Source organism: Enterococcus sp. AZ188 (assembly GCF_050544075.1).
Taxonomy (GTDB): domain Bacteria; phylum Bacillota; class Bacilli; order Lactobacillales; family Enterococcaceae; genus Enterococcus_D; species Enterococcus_D entomosocium.
Genome location: NZ_CP172943.1, coordinates 2,303,300 through 2,319,885 on the forward strand (window position 1 = coordinate 2,303,300; position 16,586 = coordinate 2,319,885).

General features: G+C 34.2%; 16 protein-coding genes. 1 reads left to right on the forward strand and 15 read right to left on the reverse strand.

Annotation, left to right across the window (positions count from 1 at the left end):
• The 15 genes from rfbA to IGI86_RS10790 are packed head-to-tail and all read right to left on the reverse strand — an operon-like array spanning window position 1 to window position 13,972.
• Window positions 1-870 (reverse strand): glucose-1-phosphate thymidylyltransferase RfbA, encoded by an 870-nt coding sequence (gene rfbA / locus IGI86_RS10720; protein ID WP_016613197.1) that lies wholly within the window; start codon window positions 868-870, stop codon window positions 1-3.
• Window positions 867-2,138, reverse strand: coding sequence for a flippase (locus IGI86_RS10725; RefSeq protein WP_429969770.1), 1,272 nt, complete (start codon window positions 2,136-2,138; stop codon window positions 867-869). Before IGI86_RS10725 ends, rfbA begins: the two co-directional genes overlap by 4 nt.
• The gene (locus IGI86_RS10730; RefSeq protein WP_429969769.1) at window positions 2,128-2,982 is read right to left on the reverse strand and encodes a glycosyltransferase; all 855 of its coding nucleotides are present in this window, start codon (window positions 2,980-2,982) and stop codon (window positions 2,128-2,130) included. Before IGI86_RS10730 ends, IGI86_RS10725 begins: the two co-directional genes overlap by 11 nt.
• 25 nt (window positions 2,983-3,007) lie before the next feature.
• A complete protein-coding gene (locus IGI86_RS10735; RefSeq protein ID WP_429969768.1) occupies window positions 3,008-3,883 on the reverse strand; it encodes a glycosyltransferase in 876 nt (291 codons plus the stop codon).
• Window positions 3,852-5,000 (reverse strand): O-antigen ligase family protein, encoded by a 1,149-nt coding sequence (locus IGI86_RS10740; RefSeq protein WP_429969767.1) that lies wholly within the window; start codon window positions 4,998-5,000, stop codon window positions 3,852-3,854. Before IGI86_RS10740 ends, IGI86_RS10735 begins: the two co-directional genes overlap by 32 nt.
• 15 nt (window positions 5,001-5,015) lie before the next feature.
• Complete coding sequence (locus tag IGI86_RS10745) at window positions 5,016-5,789, reverse strand: glycosyltransferase family A protein (protein ID WP_429969766.1); 774 nt, start codon at window positions 5,787-5,789, stop codon at window positions 5,016-5,018.
• The gene (locus IGI86_RS10750) at window positions 5,790-6,536 is read right to left on the reverse strand and encodes a glycosyltransferase family 2 protein (protein ID WP_429969765.1); all 747 of its coding nucleotides are present in this window, start codon (window positions 6,534-6,536) and stop codon (window positions 5,790-5,792) included.
• 1 nt (window position 6,537) lies between these two features.
• The gene (locus IGI86_RS10755) at window positions 6,538-7,371 is read right to left on the reverse strand and encodes an NAD-dependent epimerase/dehydratase family protein (protein WP_430617269.1); all 834 of its coding nucleotides are present in this window, start codon (window positions 7,369-7,371) and stop codon (window positions 6,538-6,540) included.
• A complete protein-coding gene (locus tag IGI86_RS10760; protein WP_429969763.1) occupies window positions 7,368-7,982 on the reverse strand; it encodes a sugar transferase in 615 nt (204 codons plus the stop codon). Before IGI86_RS10760 ends, IGI86_RS10755 begins: the two co-directional genes overlap by 4 nt.
• 12 nt (window positions 7,983-7,994) lie before the next feature.
• Entirely contained in the window at window positions 7,995-9,812 is a 1,818-nt protein-coding gene (locus IGI86_RS10765) for a polysaccharide biosynthesis protein (RefSeq protein WP_430617270.1), read from the reverse strand.
• Window positions 9,813-9,824: 12 nt separating this feature from the next.
• Window positions 9,825-10,589: a tyrosine-protein phosphatase gene (locus IGI86_RS10770; RefSeq protein ID WP_086292090.1), complete on the reverse strand. Its 765-nt coding sequence runs from the start codon at window positions 10,587-10,589 to the stop codon at window positions 9,825-9,827.
• Window positions 10,590-10,612: 23 nt separating this feature from the next.
• Window positions 10,613-11,320 (reverse strand): CpsD/CapB family tyrosine-protein kinase, encoded by a 708-nt coding sequence (locus IGI86_RS10775; protein ID WP_005234973.1) that lies wholly within the window; start codon window positions 11,318-11,320, stop codon window positions 10,613-10,615.
• A 9-nt stretch (window positions 11,321-11,329) separates the two neighbouring features.
• Window positions 11,330-12,109: a YveK family protein gene (locus IGI86_RS10780; protein WP_008378786.1), complete on the reverse strand. Its 780-nt coding sequence runs from the start codon at window positions 12,107-12,109 to the stop codon at window positions 11,330-11,332.
• 15 nt (window positions 12,110-12,124) lie between these two features.
• Complete coding sequence (locus IGI86_RS10785) at window positions 12,125-13,057, reverse strand: LCP family protein (RefSeq protein ID WP_005234969.1); 933 nt, start codon at window positions 13,055-13,057, stop codon at window positions 12,125-12,127.
• Between the two features lie 45 nt (window positions 13,058-13,102).
• Complete coding sequence (locus IGI86_RS10790) at window positions 13,103-13,972, reverse strand: hypothetical protein (RefSeq protein ID WP_016613512.1); 870 nt, start codon at window positions 13,970-13,972, stop codon at window positions 13,103-13,105.
• Between the two features lie 859 nt (window positions 13,973-14,831).
• Between IGI86_RS10790 and IGI86_RS10795 the strand changes: the two genes are divergently transcribed.
• A complete protein-coding gene (locus IGI86_RS10795; protein WP_430617271.1) occupies window positions 14,832-16,301 on the forward strand; it encodes a helix-turn-helix domain-containing protein in 1,470 nt (489 codons plus the stop codon).
• The last annotated feature ends 285 nt before the right edge of the window (window positions 16,302-16,586 follow it).

The following is a 16,586-nucleotide window of genomic DNA, read 5'->3' on the forward strand; positions in this document are numbered from 1 at the left end:
TTATGCCTCACTTGCCAGGTTCAATAAATATTGACCATATTGATTTTTTTTCAATGGTTGTGCTAATGCGATCAATTGCTCCTGATTGATATAACCCATTCGATAAGCAATTTCTTCTAAACAAGCAACTTTAAGATTTTGTCGCTTTTCAATGGTTTCAATGAACGTGGATGCTTCTAGTAAGGACTCATGTGTACCTGTATCTAACCAAGCAAATCCCCGTCCCATCACTTCTACTGAGAGTTTTCCTTCTTCAAGATACTTTTGATTGATATCGGTGATTTCCAATTCTCCTCGTTCAGAAGGGACAATTTTTTTAGCAATCTCAACAACTTGATTATCATAGAAGTATAAACCTGTCACGGCATAGCTAGACTTTGGCATAGCAGGTTTTTCTTCAATCGAAACAGCTTGCATCGACTCATCAAATTCTACCACACCAAAACGTTCTGGATCGTTGACATGATAGCCAAATACCGTGGCACCTTCTTCTTTTTGAGCAGCTTTTTGTAACATCTTAGATAAGCCACCGCCATAGTAGATATTGTCTCCTAAAATCAGGCAGACACTCTCATTTCCAATAAATTCTTCCCCAATGATGAAAGCTTGTGCAAGTCCATCAGGTGTTGGCTGAACAGCATATTCTATCTGAAGTCCTAATTCTCGTCCATCGCCAAAGAGCTCTTCGAATCGTGGGGTGTCCTGCGGTGTAGAGATAATCAAGATCTCTTTAATGCCAGCCAGCATCAGCGTAGACATAGGGTAATAGATCATTGGCTTATCATAAATTGGCATCAATTGTTTCGATGTTGCTTTTGTGAGTGGATACAAGCGTGTGCCTGATCCTCCTGCTAGTATGATTCCTTTCATTTACCTACACTACCTCCTAAAAAGTATCGTGTTTCTTCATCTTTATATACACATCTGATAATAAGCAGAGAAGCCACAGATTCAATAAATACTGTATTAACTGCAGTACCAATTTCATTGAATAGAGGAACCAAAATAAAAGTAGATATCAGACTCAGTATTCCTGTCAGAAAGTAGACTTTTGATAATTTATTCTGCCACCCCATGTTTACCAGAACTAAAGTTCCAAATATTTTAGCCCACAAAATTATCAAAGGAATAAAAGACATAATCATTATTAAACTTATTGAACGATTGTAAGAATTTCCAAAAAAATAAGGAAAAGCGAATGGAGATGCTACACAGAGTAAAAAACAAATCATACCCACTATGATAGTCGAATACTTAGTTATTTTCCTAACAAATAATACTGCATTATTTTTATTTTGTTTTAGTAGTAAACTTACATTAGGATAAACGGCTTGAACTAATGGTGATGTTATATTTGTTACGGCTTTAATAATTTTATCTGCTGCAGAATAGTAGCCAACAGAAACATTACCAGCAAAAAAACCTAAAATAACTACGCTACTAGTTGTATAAAAACTGGTAAAAACATTAGACAAAAATAGTGGAAATGCTTCTTTTAGTTGTTTAACTAGTAATTGTCGTTTTGGAATTATGATGGTAGCTTTTTTTGAAATAATAATTATCGTTAGACTTAAAATACCAGACAATATTGAACCTAATGTGTTTAAGATTGGAACTAATAAATAATCATTCGGTGTTTTTACTAAGATAAATATACCAATAGTAAATACTAATTTGGATACAAAATTCAAAATCGCTGTAAATTTCATTTCTTCAATACCTTGAAAATAAAATGATGGAAATAAAACATTGCCTAACACCATGCCAAATGTGTATAAATACAAATTTGTATATCCCTGTAGTTTAGGTAAAATGTTGACGAGTACCATCAGAATTCCAAAGCAAGCAATTAATAATATAGATTTTAATATCATTATAGACCATAGGATCTCCGACTGTTTGATTCTATTCCCTCTACTCTGAGAAACATCACGTGCACCGGTTAAATTAAATCCAAATTCAGTTATAAGTATAAAATATTGAATAATTGCTTGTGAAAAACTAATTAATCCATAAGTTTCAACGCCTAAAGTTCTTGTAAGAAACGGTAAAGTTATAAGAGGTAAAATATAGTTCATGATTTGTACACTAGCTAAAGAAAAAAAATTCTCAACTAATTTATTTGATTTAACCTTCATTTAACATCCCATCTTTCAAGCCCTTGGCAATCGCCTTTATTTTTAAAACTTTTTTTTCTTCGAAAAAAATAATTTTTATGAAACGTTTTAATAATCTTCTATTAGAATCATGAAACCAGTTTTTATATTTTTTATTATACATTTTATACAACCAAATATAATTTCTATAAATATAATACTGGCGAAATGGAGAATGATTATAAACTGAAATATTCTTACCAAAAACTTTTCTTGTTGAAATATATCCCAATTCATGATGAAGCACCGCATGTGCTGATTCAATAACTACTAAATCTTTGGATTGCAATTGAAAACAAATCTCATGATCCACATGATCAATAAAATAATTCTCATTAAACCATATATTATTTTGCATAAACAAGTTAACATTCAATATATTTCCTGATGTCATAATGGTCTCTACTATAGAGTAATGAGTAGATCTATCTTTGGAAACGATATTTTCATCATCATAAACATACTTTGGGCCTATTATTGCCGGATATGTCTTTTTATCTTCTAAAAATTTTAACATAGTTTTTTCCATTTCAATCAAATAGTTTTCACTTGGAAAACTGTCTTGATCTAGAGTTAAAATAAATTTATAGTTACTATCTGAAGCAAATTTTAATGCAATATTTAACGGCTCTGCAATGCCTTTGTTACGATTGTCAGATAGTAAAGTGACCCTAGGTTCAATTTTCTTTAAAAACTCATTTTTACCTTCAGAATTATTAACAACTAAGATTCTTAAATCTCTATTTAAAAAATAATCTGTCAATTTAACAATATTTTCATCTGGATAATATGCTATTATAACAACCAAAATTTGACTTGGATTCATATAAGATTCCTCTTTCTAAGTCCATTTAAAACTTATTCCTAATTTTTGAAATAATATATTTTTCGAATGTTCCAATTTTAAAACAACATATATACCATGGCATTATTAATTTTGAAGCTTTAAGCCATTTTAAAATATAAACTTTCTGAGACTCCAATAAAATTTTTTGTCTGTTTATAAAACTCCCAATACTTTTCTTTGTTGAAGTTCCACCAATATGAGTAATCTTAACTCTAGTATCAACAAATACCTTCTCTGTGACTAAAGATATTTTTTTAAACAATAGATTTTCTTCACCATAAAGAAAAGTTGTTTCATCAAAAAAGCCTACTGATTCAAACAGCGCCCCGTCAATAATGAAAAAACATCCGGATAAAACATCAACTTTCATAATTTTATTATCATAGTTTTCAAAATTATAAAATCTACTTTTATTTATAACCTCAGAAACTTTGGTTGTAAAAAAAGTTGTTTCACTGAATAAATGATAATATGTAGGAAACTTCCAAGCAAAATTCCTTACGATTTTATTTTTATTATCTGCAACCAATCCACTGATTGCTTTTGCTCCATCAGTTTTGATATCATCAACAAGTAAGTTAAAATCTTCTTCACTTATAATAATATCAGGATTGCTAATAATATAGTTTTTAACTTTGTATTTCTTTGCAGCATAACGAAGTCCTAAATTATTTCCAGCTGAATATCCATTGTTCGTCTTATTAAAGATTAGATCAATTTTGGGCTTTTTATTTAAAGATTGAAGGTGCTTTTCTGAATCGTCTGAAGAATTATTATCAACAACGATAATTCTATCGATCCGATTAAATTCAACTAGCGAGTTGACTATCTTTAATGTATTAAATGCATCATTGTAATTTAATATTACCACTATGTTCATCATGTAACTCCTTTTCGAGAAAAAATACGGTTATTCCCCACCATATAGTCGAAACATTTAAATAAAAAAATATTTCAAATAATGTGTGAATCATTAATACACAATAAGCAAAAAAGAAAGCTTGAATGGTTTTTGACCCTTTGTATCCTTTTGAATTTAATAATTTCAATACAGGAAACAAATATAGCATGATTGAAATAATACCTGCAAAAATACCAAAGCTTCTCAGAGAAATCAGAATAAAATTATGTGGATCGTTTTTAAGAGAGTATCCCATGCCAAATATATTTTGAGAGATATCTTGTAAAGAATTAATGATGAGTATATCTCTTCCTGAAATATATCCATCAGAAAGAGATGAAATTGTTGCATTCAAAAATACATTGCCAATTGATGTTTTGCTTAACCCCAAATAGATAATTCCAAAGAGTATTATTAAAGACGAAATTAACCACAATTTCCCTTTTTTTCTCGAAAACCATATTTGGTATAATGTATAAAAAAGTAAAACAAATATAACTGAAATTATTGCTGATTTAGACATAGTTAATAACAAACCTAAGGAGGCAATTAAAGTGTAAATCAACCAATGCTTTTTCTTACCAACATATTCAAATACCAATATGAAAGATATATATATCGATAAATAGTTAGAATTCCCCATAAATGTTGACGCAATTTCTTTTATTGTATAATAATTTGTAGAGTTAATTGCACCATTTAAATAGAATGATATAGAAAGCTGAACAATCAAACTTATAAGCAAAATTCGATTAGCATATATATAATCTTCTAGATTAAAATTGACGTTAGAAAAGAAAATAAATATTAAGATAATATATGTATACACAATTACTGGTAATATTGAAGACATACCAAAAGGAGACCAAAAAAATGTTAACATACTGTAAATTATCATAATAAACGATGTAATTATATATTTTCTTGAAAAAGAATAAATACGGAAATCACTTTTTTTGTATAATATTTTAAGTGTAATCAAAACAATAAAAAATAACAAGAAAACTTCTGCGTAGTTTATATTATAATTTTCCGAACTGTAACTTATAGTTAAAAAGTTTCCAAAGGTTAAAAATAAAAATAAAATCTTAATCATGAATTATCCTCATATCTATGATTTTTTATAATCTGCGGCACCCTTGAACAAGGATTTCAAGGCCTTAATTCTCGAGATTGAACTTTGATTGTTATACCTTCTTAACCAAAACTGAATTATATAGAAAAAGAAATACTTTCTACTTATAGCTGCAAATAATGCTCCCTTGTCAAAATAAAACTTTTCATTATATCCCTTAAACCATGTTGAATCTTCATTATAAACATCTGCAATTGTTTGAGTCACTGAATATACTTTCAATTTTTTATTCAGGACATTCATTAAAAACAAAGAATCTTCTCCTGATCCATATTTAGCTCCACCACCAAATAACAAAGAAAAAAATATTGCATTCTTGTGAATCTTGTCTCGCTTAAACGCAAATGTTACTGTTCCATATCTCAAAGCATTGTAAAATCTGACACGTCCATTTTTAGTTGTAGTATTTTTGATTTTCGATTTATTGTGCACCCGAACGTTAAATATTATCATATCAGCATCCGGATTGTTTTTAAATTCATTCAAAATTATAGATTCATAGTTATCTACAAAAACTTCATCATCATCTGCCATTATCAAAATATCGTCCCAAGCATTTATTAATGCTAAATTACGCGATTTTCCAACACCTCTTTGATTTGAGTTAAATACTTCAACATTGAATTCTTTCTCTTCTAGTTTAATATATTTATTCTCATCACACTGGTTAACGTTTATGACGTTAGTCTTTATATTCATACTTTTATAGTGCATTATATCTTTGTTTAATGATGATAATAATACTTGCAATTAATATTCACTTCCTAAGATAGATTTTTTGATCCAAAATAGTACGAGAAACATAGATGAAAAAAAACTCAAGTTCTCATACACTCTATATATTTCCCAATGGTATTTAATGAGAGATTTCTTATCATACGAAAGACTATTTACTACAACTCTATGCGAACCTAGTACTTTATTTAAGCATCCTAATTTTTTTGCTTTTTTTATCACTTCAATCCACATAAGATAGTCGTTTCTTTTCCTTATATTTGGAACCTCAAATTTACCTAATTTATGTGAATCATATATTACCGTTGAGTTTCCAGGACAATACTTCAATAGCATTTTATAATCTGCAACCTCGGGATATTTTATTATTCGATCCAAATCAATTGATTTCTCATCGATTTTATTATAATAAGTACAAGAAAAACTTAGTTTTTCTTGTATCATGAATGCTATTTGCTCTTCTAGTTTTTTCGGAAACCATAAATCATCACTATCTAAAAAGGCAATGTATCTACCACTTGCTCTATTTACACCAATATTACGAGATTGTGCTGCACCTGAATTAACAGATTGGTATAAGGTCACTATTCTTTTATCCATCTTCTCGTACTTACTAATAATTCTTTTTGTATCATCTTTAGAATTATCGTCAATTAATATAAGCTCCCAGTTCTCGTAAGATTGATTAAGAACACTATTTATTGCTTCTTCTAAGTACATTTCGCAATTATAACACGGCATTATTATCGATACTTTATCCAATTTAATCCACACCTTGCTCAATAATTAAACTTCCAAATGCTTTATTTATTAATCTTCCAATTCTACCAGGAAAATACCCCAGTAAATAAATAATCAAATTTAATCCAGAAAAAAGATATACCTTCTTCCCCTTTGATGCAGCTATTTCTTTGACCATAAAACTAGTTCTCTGAAATACTGGATCTTGTGGTAAAAATACACCGGAATCGGAAAAATCCACTCTTAATTTAATAAAATCACATAGGCGATAAATATTTAACATTGATCTTTCATTTTTTATATTCGGAAAAACTGGTGTCCAATTTGCTATCTTCACAAGCAGTTGATAATTTCCTTTACTTCCCTCACCATATATCATTGGAGGACGGATGAATACTATTTTAAATGTTTCACTTTTGAGAGGTGTCAATTTTTGTTCAGCTTTCCACTTACTATCCCCGTAAAAATTAGATGGATTAGGTAGAGTTTCTGAAGTAATAACACGCTTCTTATTTATGTTTGTTTCCTCACCATAAATAATAATCGAACTCATAAAAATAAATTGTCCGTTTTTACCATTCAAATCATTTTTGTACTTTTCTGCTGTCTCAACTGCAAGATCGCAATTCACTTTATAATAAAGTTGTTTCGTTTCTTCACTGACTTTTGATACATCTGCATGAGCAATTCCTGCGACATGAAAAACAGAATCATACTGAGAGAAATCTTTTTCTTTCCATTGATCTCCATGCATATCAATTGTATCAATTTGATAGTTATCGCCAAATTGCTGCATCCATTTCTCAAAGGATGTGCCGATATAACTATTCGCTCCTGTAATTAGAATTCTTTTCATTCGATTTCCTCCTTCTTCATCGTTCCAGTCCCACCTTCAACGACACCGTCACTTTTGAAAACAGAAGTAATCGTACCAAAGAAGCATTTTATATCCATCCTTAAACTAATATTATCCGTATATTTGCCATCTAACTTGGCCTTAATTGGAATCTCAAGCTCGTCTCGACCACTAATTTGAGCCAAGCCAGTCAATCCTGGTCGAATATCATTTGCTCCATACTTATCACGCTCTTCAATCAAATCATATTGATTCCAGAGAGCAGGACGAGGCCCAATGACAGCCATATCACCTTTGATAATATTGAACAACTGAGGCAGTTCATCCAAACTGGTTTTTCTTAAAAATTTTCCGACCTTGGTGATATAAAAATCAGGGTCTGCTAAAAGATGTGTCGGCATTTCTTTCGGTGTATCGATCTTCATTGTCCGAAATTTATAAATGTTAAAATGGGTTTTATTCTTTCCAACCCGTTTTTGTTTAAAAATAATGGGACCCTTTGAATCGATTTTTATCGCTAGACATAATAGTAATAGTACTGGTGATAAAACAATTATCCCTATTAGCGATAACAGAAAATCAATAATTCTTTTCATTCCATCCTTATACAATAAAACCCACTCCTATTTGTTTGAAGCATTTGCAAATTTCACAATTTCATTAGCCAATGTAGCACTATCTTTAGGAAGTGCATCTACAAAACAAAGTACCTCTTCCAATGAATATCCTTTGATATTCCCAACAAAAATTTTCTCAAAGACTGCTTCATCATTTCGTTCTTTATCCAGCAAAAGCTCTTCATATAATTTTTCCCCAGGTCGAATCCCGGTTTCAATAATCTCAATCTCTTCTTCACTATAACCACTTAGACGAATCATATTCTTCGCAAGATCAACGATTTTCACCGGTTCGCCCATATCTAAAATGAAGATTTCGCCACCTTTAGCAAGTGCCCCTGACTGAATAACCAAGCGACTAGCTTCTGGGATCGTCATGAAATAGCGGGTCATACGAAAATCAGTTACTGTGATTGGTCCACCTTTTGCTATTTGCTCACGGAATACTGGAATCACACTGCCTCTTGAACCTAATACATTGCCAAAACGCACAGCAGAAAATTTCGTGCAACCTTTTTCATTTAAGCCGGTAACAATCATCTCAGAGATGCGTTTTGTCGCTCCCATGACGTTAGGAGGGTTATTGGCCTTATCTGTAGAGACCATTACGAAGTTCTTCACTTTCGCAGCTTTGGCAGCTTCAGCGGTATTTTTCGTTCCGTAAATATTGTTTTTCACTGCTTCTTTAGGATTGTATTCCATCAACGGTACGTGTTTATGGGCTGCCGCATGATAAACGATATCCGGTTTGACTTCCTTCATGATTTCAAACATCTTTTCTCGATCTTGTATATCGGCTATAACAGGAACGATTTTGGTAATATTATCTTTAAAATTGATGTTCAACTCACGGTCAATTAAGTAAATCGAGTTTTCTCCATGTCCTAACAAAACTAGTTTTTTAGGATTGAATTGAATCACTTGGCGACAGATTTCGGAACCGATCGATCCACCAGCACCAGTCACTAATATCGTCTTTCCAGTAATTTGATCTTTGATGGAGTCGATATCCAATTTGACTTCGTCTCTGCCTAGCAAATCAACGACATCGATTTTCTTCAAACGTGAGGTGCTGATTTTTCCAGAGGCGATTTCTTCCATTGATGGCATCGTGTTGACTTTGACATGCAAAGGTTCAATTAAGCTAAAAATACTCCGCAATTTTTTCCGTGACAAGGATGGAATAGCGATCGTAACCATATTGATCTCATACTTTTGAATCAAATCAGGTAAATCACTGATACAACCCAAGACTTTTTTCCCAGAAAGATAAGTGTTTCGTTTATTCGGATCATCATCGACAAATCCGATAATATTAATGTCACTTGCCGTTTTCGAACCTACGAAGCTATTGTAAAGAATACGGCCGCCTTCTCCTGCACCGACGATCAGGGTATTTTTGACAACCTCATTGGACGTACCCCTCATGTTTTTTCTTTCAATATAGATCCGCCAAATCAATCGACTAGCAATAATCAGAAAGAGCGAAAGAAAGTACGTAAAGATCACTAAGCGCACGCTATAGGTTTCATCACCGAAAAACAAGATCACGTTACAAGTAAAAGCGCTGCATGATACAGCCAAGAAGATAGCGATCATTTCTTTCAAGTTCGTGTAACGATTGATCCGAGAAAAAACACGAAATACGGAACCATAAAAAAGGTAGAAACCTACAGACAGACTCACCGACATCAATGTAAATTCTTTTGGAATCGCCACAAAGGGTTTCATAAAATAAACTGCTGCAATATTTGCTGCTATGATCAATAAACTATCTACAACTATCAAAGTTACAATTTTTCTTCTTCTCGTTAATTCAAACAACCCAGTTGCCCCCTAAAATAACCCGAATTTCTTTTTTTTCACTTCTGTAAAAGCTGGAAAACTGATTTGATCCCCGTTTATCAAATCTTTTGCTACTTGTTTCATCAAGGTTACTTTGAGCATGCCAAAATCTTGCTCAATTTGCTCATAAGCTTCTTTTAAATTAAAGGTGCGTTTTGTAACGCCATGGGCATCCGAAGCGACCATCTGAACAAGATTATGTTCAACCATTGTTTTTGCTGTTTTTTGGATTTCTTTTCCAAATACGCCGACATAACTTGGCGCAGTTAACTGTGCCAAACAGCCCATATCCAAAAAAGGGATGAGATTGTTAGGGTCTTTTCTAAAATGAGCATTCCGCTCGGGGTGGACAATGACTGGAATCTTTCCCAGCTGTAGTAAATCGAAGAATATTTGTTCTGTATACGTAGGCACTTCAATGGTAGGAAATTCTATCAAGATATACGTATCATCAAGATCTGTAAAAAGGATGTCATTTTTCTGTATATCCTCAATTAAATCTCCTGTTATCCTAACCTCTTGCCCCTCAAGAACTGTCAAGGGCAGGTTCCGTGCGTCTAATTCTTCTTGTAAAGAGGTAACGAGAGAAATGACCTCTGACTTCGGATTGCGGTATTTTCCATTGTTATGATGTGGGGTACAAAGGATATGCGTAATTCCTTGGCTAATCGCTTTTTCAGCCATAGCAATGCTCGCAGTGATGTCTTCTGCACCATCATCAATTCCTGGTAAAATGTGGCAATGTAAATCAATCATTTCTCTCGTCTCCTTCAAATTAATTAATTTCCATAATAATAGTAGTAACCTGAATCTTTCGAGTGTTCGGCACCGTTATAGACCACCCCAATGATTCTTGCTTGAACCATATTCAAAAGATCTCTCGCTTTTGTTAAGGATTCTTTACGTGCAACATTTTCTCGAACCACTAAGATCGTCCCATCTGCTTTAGATGCCATGATTTGTGCATCGGTGACTGCTACAACTGGTGGCATATCAAAGATAACCACATCGTAAAGGTTTTTCGCTTCTTCCATCACTTGGTTCATTCGTGCTGACCCAAGTAGCTCAGATGGATTTGGTGGTTTTGGTCCGCTAGTTAAGACAGATAAATTATCAATCACCGTTTTTTGAGCTGCTTCAAGTACGCTCGTTGAGGTACTTAATACGGTACTCAATCCACTCGCATTGTTTAAGCTGAATGTTTTGTATACAGTAGGCTTTCGCATATCGGCATCAACTAACAATACTCGTTGTCCTGATTTTGCAAAAACAACCGCTAAATTAGCTGAAGTTGTCGATTTTCCTTCACCTGGACCAGAAGAAGTAACAACAATGGTCTTGATTTGTTTATCTGCTGAAGACGCAAATTGAATATTTGTACGGATCGTACGATATTGCTCTGAGATTGGTGAAGAAGGATCAATTAGCGTGATCAAACTTACTGCATGTGTCTGTGTCCCAGTACGTTCTTGTTTTTTTGCCATCATTGTTCCCTCCTAGACCCGGCTACGACTACGGCGTGATTCTGCCGTTTTGTCGCCTTGCGGTTTCTTAATAAATGGTGCGCTTGGCTTTTTCTGAATGGTCGCAGCCAATTCTTTTGGTGACATTTGGGGTACAGTACCCAATACGGTAAAGCCTAATGTTTCGGTTACAAATTTATCATCTTTGACAGTTCGATCTAGTAGCTCCAATAAGAAGGCTAAACCGACACCGACCATGATCCCTAATACCAGACCAATAGCTAGATTTAGTTTGTTGTTAGGTGAAACGGGTGTAGTACTAGCTACCGCACTTGAAATGATTGAGATTTTATCAACATTCATAACATCTTGAGCATTTTCTTGAAAGACCAATGCTGTCGTATTGGCAATATTTTGCGCTGACACTGCATTTGTACTAGTTGCCTGAATGGAAAACATTTGTGAGTTCTGTGACTGGTTGATCGAAATGGATTCTTTCAATTGTCCGACAGTCAAGTCAAGGTTATTTTCAGACTCCAAACGATCCTTTACTTGTGTCATAACCAAGTCACTGACAATCATATCTTTATACGTATTGATCATTTGCAAGTTTGTATTCACATCGTTGGCATTGGTAGTTTCGGATTGAGGCAATGTCACAATCAACTGAGCTTGTGAACTGTATTTCGGTGTAATGACAAAGAAGGTGAATATCCCTGCTAAAGCTAAACCAGCAAACATTGAAATAAAAATAGCAGCTAAGTGTTTCCGTAGAATTGCGAATATTTCTTTTAAGCTAATTGTTTCTTCCATCTTTTCTCCACTTTCCTATTCATTCTCTAGATTTAGTTGAGCTTTCAACTCTTTTTGAACTCTTGCTAGTTCTTCGTCACTCACACGCTGATATGAGATGCCATCTTGCATGAATCCTTCCCCTTGCAACTGATCTTGTTTGATCGTTTGAAAGGCACTGCGATAGTTAAATGCTAAGGTTCGCATGTCATCGAAACTCATATCTGTCTTCATGTTTTGCTCAACGGCATTTAAGATCGTTTGATATTGGGTGATTCCATCAAGACTCAAGACTTTCTTAACGATCCCTTCAACGATTTTACGTTGGCGTTCTTGACGCCCATAATCGCCGTTTGGATCTTCATAACGCATTCTTGAATAGGCAAGGGCTTGTTCGCCATTTAGTGATGTACGTCCGATAGCAAAATCAAAGCCGTCTTGCGAAAAGGTGATTTCATTATCAACTTCAATGCCGCCAACCGCATCGACTAATTCTTTCAAACCAGCCATATTGATTGATACATAATGATCGATCGGAATATCCAAGAATTTTTCTACGGTATTCATTGCCATCGCTGGTCCACCAAAAGCATAGGCATGATTAATTTTATCTGTCGTCCCATGTCCAACGATATCAACATAGGAATCTCTTCCAATACTCACCACCGTCGTCTGATTGTCTTGTGGGCTGATGGTCGCAACCATCATGGTATCAGAACGTCCTTGTTCGACTCTTCCTAAATCACCGGTATCGATCCCCATCAGTAAAACCGAGAAGGAATCTTTTTGGGATAGGTCGACATCATTTTCACGTAGACGATCTTCTCGATCACGTTCGACTGATTGATAGGTTTCTTGAATTGAGTTTGATACATCAAAATATAATTTTGCAGCGACACCGATCATTCCGATGACTAACACTGCAACGATTGAAAAGATGATTAAAAAGATTTTTTTTCCTTTTGACATTTGCTTTCCTCCAGTTATCTCTATTTTCTTCGATACATCTTTAAATTAGTAAACAGTGTCTGAACTTTGGTCTGTCCAGGTGCCATCTCCTGCGGATGTATCCTCTGAATAACTTTCCGTTGAAGCGGGGGGTGTATACGTGCTGTATCCTGTGTACCCCATTTGGGTAGCGACTTTATCTGCTAATTCGGTGAATTTCTCTTTCAATTCTTCGTTGCGAACTTTGCTGATACTGTCGACTGCACTCAGGTATTTTTCTAAGGTGACTTCACTTGTCACCTCATCCCCATCAAGCATTTCATCAAAAGTTTCTTGTAATTTTGCAATGCGGTCCAATTGAGTATCCGCATATTCTAAATAGGAAACAACTAACTCTTTCCATTTACTATCCTCAAAAAAGCTCAGATTTTCACGGACATTCCCGACATCCGTTTCTTTTAGATCAGCTCTAATGGTGACATCATTTTCAGCACTTTGCCAATTTGAAACACCTTCAGTAAATAAGGCTTCCGTATCCGCTTGTACTTTTAATTTTGCCTCGATGTCTTTTAGCTGATCATCAAGGGCGGTTTTTTCTTGTTGGATCTCCACTGACTCACTTGGCAGTGCATCATCATCGATCCCATAATCGTCTGCAGATACTTTCACTGCAGAAAGTTTTGCGACTGTTTTAAGAACGTCTTCTTCTTTAAGATCTTTTCGCAAAAACGTTTGATCTTCGTTGCTGTAAAATTCAGCAATTTCATTTGACAACTCATTGATGCGATCTTTTTCGCTGGCAATCGCTGTCTGTGCATATTCGACTCGCTGCTGATATTGCCTTTGGTTATTTTGTCGGTAACCAATAAAACAAATTGCAACGGCGCCAATACCAACGGCTAAAACAGTCAAAGTCTTTATTAACGGCTTTCCCATGAACACACTCCCTACTTCAATTGTGCTTGTTTAAGCATTCTGCCTTCCTCTCACATAATAAAGGCAATTCTAGTTTATTATAAGAGAAATGTATCATTAAATAAAGGAAATTCCCGTTTTTTATTTATTAAGGTATATTTTTCGTCAATAAAAGACTTATATAATGCCAAACATCAGTTATTTTAAAAAACCATAAATAACGTCTACTTTACTTGACAGTTTTTTTAAACCCTCATTTTAAATAATGATTAATTCAGTTATAATCGTTGTTCTCATCACCTTTGAAGGTTGTCACATTATAGAAAAATAACCTTAAGAGATTATATTCGTTCACTTTCTCAACATCTTTTCATTATAAATAGAAAAGATAAGAAATTCAGAAAGTATTTTTATACACTTTTCTTGTTATTATAAATTAATTTGGCAAAGCTGAATTCTTTTCTTGGCGCACTTAGGGTTTCCATTGCGGCTGCTATTTTTTTACGTCAATCGTTCCTGTTAAAATTATAAGTTGTCTTTCGCAAAGTGACTTTTTTCTTCAATTCTATTCCCCTTAATATTCAATCGCCCCCCGAAAAACAATAATCATTTAATTTTTATTCCACCACTAAAAACTTATCGTCTCGCCCCTCTCTGGCTATTCAATTTCCATCAATCTTCTTCGACATGCTGGAAAAAACGTGTTTCTACCTATATATATGCCGATCGTCAGTTGATTTATAGAAAATGCAAAAAATCTCGCATAGACTCAGGTATAGATTTCACCAATCGATGAAATACGTGATTTGTTTTTTCTTCCCTATCTTCTTTAAGATGAATAAGTAAGATTTGCGATTTTGTTCATGAAAGGAGCCACGTCTTGAGAAATTTTCAAATAAATTTTATTACTAACACTGCAACGATTCGATGGCTGAAAATTTTGAGGGCATTCGAGAAAAATTATCAATGTTCGACTCAAGGTTTGGCAAAAATTTCAGGAAGTACCACGCGAACGATCGTTACGGATGTGACGGATCTAAAAGAGTACTTTGGCGATTGTTTATCAATCGACTCTTCTCACAAGGGGTATATTTTTTCGATCAAACATTCCACTGTTTATTTAACGAAAAAACGTGCGCTGATTGCCAATGAGATTCTGTTCCATATCATCGAAAGTATTTTCCACAATGATCTTTATAGCTCATCTGAATGGGCAGAGAAGTACCATATATCAGAAAGCACTGTTCTTCGCTATTTGCGGAAAGTGCAACCGATTTTTTCTTTCTATCGTTTGGAGATCCAAACCAATCCTATTTGCTTTATTGGTGAGGAGATCAATATTCGCAAGTTTTTCCATGATTTCTATTACGAATCGGAAATTACTGCCCATACGATTTTCCCGCCGATCGCCATCCAAAATATCACTGCTAGCGCTTTTTCTAGATGTTATCAACTTGACCAGCATGCTTGTTCGTTTGGTGAATTCAATTATTACTTGTATATCACCTTTGAGCGCCATTGTGCGGGTCAAGGTATCGAGTTGCCTAAGCAAATAAAAAAAATATTTGAGCAATATAATGATTTTCGGCTATTTTCTGAAATCAACGAGGCAATGAGTGAACAATACCAAAAAGACCTTCCCTATGAGGAAGTCCTTTATTTGTTCTTATTGGTGAAAACCCGTCGCTCGATCAGCAATTTGGCGATCGAACAAACCTTTTGTAAAGAGTATAATCATTGGCTTGAAATTAAGCAGCTTGCTGCAGCCTTTGTCAAGGATTGTTTGCCAGATACTCAAGATAGCGCTCGTGACCGGCTCTTAGTAGAATCCTTTTTTACGGTAGCAAAAATCAAGCAATTATTATCCCCCTTATTAAACCATATGATTTCGGATACCGTTCATTTTGTCGAAGAGGCGTATATGGATGATTACCATCTATTTAAAAACTATCTGTTGACGCAACCATTAGCCAGAGAAATTTGGGACAGTATCACACTGGAACACTTAGGAACGAGTCTTACGATGTACGTTACCTCTATTAAATCTTTGTACTGGCAAGCAAAGAAAAATATCGCTTTTTTGTTTGAAGGCCCCTTTTATTTATGCCAATTATTAAAATGCAAATCTGTTCGTTATTTGCGCAGCTCTCGGACATTTTATTTTCCAGACTCCAATGAATTGTCGGCAGGCTATTTGGAAAAAAATCAAATTGACTTGATCGTCACCAACTATACGGAATACATTACCGAATATGCCCAAGACATTGATTATTTGCTATTCAAAACTTTTCCCGATGAGCACGACTGGGAAGCTTTAGAAGAAAAACTGAATGCCAACTTCAATCCTTGATAAATGAAAATCTTGGCCCTTTAATTTATGGGACTGAGGAATCATAACTGATTCTTCAGCCCCATTTTCATTTTAGGTATTAAAAAACATATCGTTCTCTAGTATGATTAGATCACCACAAAATAAATAACTGAGAGAACGATTGTAAGGACTTATAGGCAATTTAAATAAAAACAGAGCGTATCCGTTCGGGTCGGCACTGACACAGCGATACGCTCTCTACTTATGGCTTATTCTATTAAAAGCAAAAAAAAGAAGCAGCCACTTCATTCTGTGAGCTGCTTC

Bases quoted from the DNA above. Each gene is read 5' to 3' on its own strand.
- IGI86_RS10775 (WP_005234973.1), bottom strand. From the start codon at position 11,320: ATGATGGCAAAAAAACAAGAACGTACTGGGACACAGACACATGCAGTA.
- rfbA (WP_016613197.1), bottom strand. From the start codon at position 870: ATGAAAGGAATCATACTAGCAGGAGGATCAGGCACACGCTTGTATCCA.
- IGI86_RS10790 (WP_016613512.1), bottom strand. From the start codon at position 13,972: ATGGGAAAGCCGTTAATAAAGACTTTGACTGTTTTAGCCGTTGGTATT.
- IGI86_RS10780 (WP_008378786.1), bottom strand. From the start codon at position 12,109: ATGGAAGAAACAATTAGCTTAAAAGAAATATTCGCAATTCTACGGAAA.
- IGI86_RS10725 (WP_429969770.1), bottom strand. From the start codon at position 2,138: ATGAAGGTTAAATCAAATAAATTAGTTGAGAATTTTTTTTCTTTAGCT.
- IGI86_RS10770 (WP_086292090.1), bottom strand. From the start codon at position 10,589: ATGATTGATTTACATTGCCACATTTTACCAGGAATTGATGATGGTGCA.
- IGI86_RS10755 (WP_430617269.1), bottom strand. From the start codon at position 7,371: ATGAAAAGAATTCTAATTACAGGAGCGAATAGTTATATCGGCACATCC.
- IGI86_RS10785 (WP_005234969.1), bottom strand. From the start codon at position 13,057: ATGTCAAAAGGAAAAAAAATCTTTTTAATCATCTTTTCAATCGTTGCA.
- IGI86_RS10730 (WP_429969769.1), bottom strand. From the start codon at position 2,982: ATGAATCCAAGTCAAATTTTGGTTGTTATAATAGCATATTATCCAGAT.
- IGI86_RS10735 (WP_429969768.1), bottom strand. From the start codon at position 3,883: ATGAACATAGTGGTAATATTAAATTACAATGATGCATTTAATACATTA.
- IGI86_RS10740 (WP_429969767.1), bottom strand. From the start codon at position 5,000: ATGATTAAGATTTTATTTTTATTTTTAACCTTTGGAAACTTTTTAACT.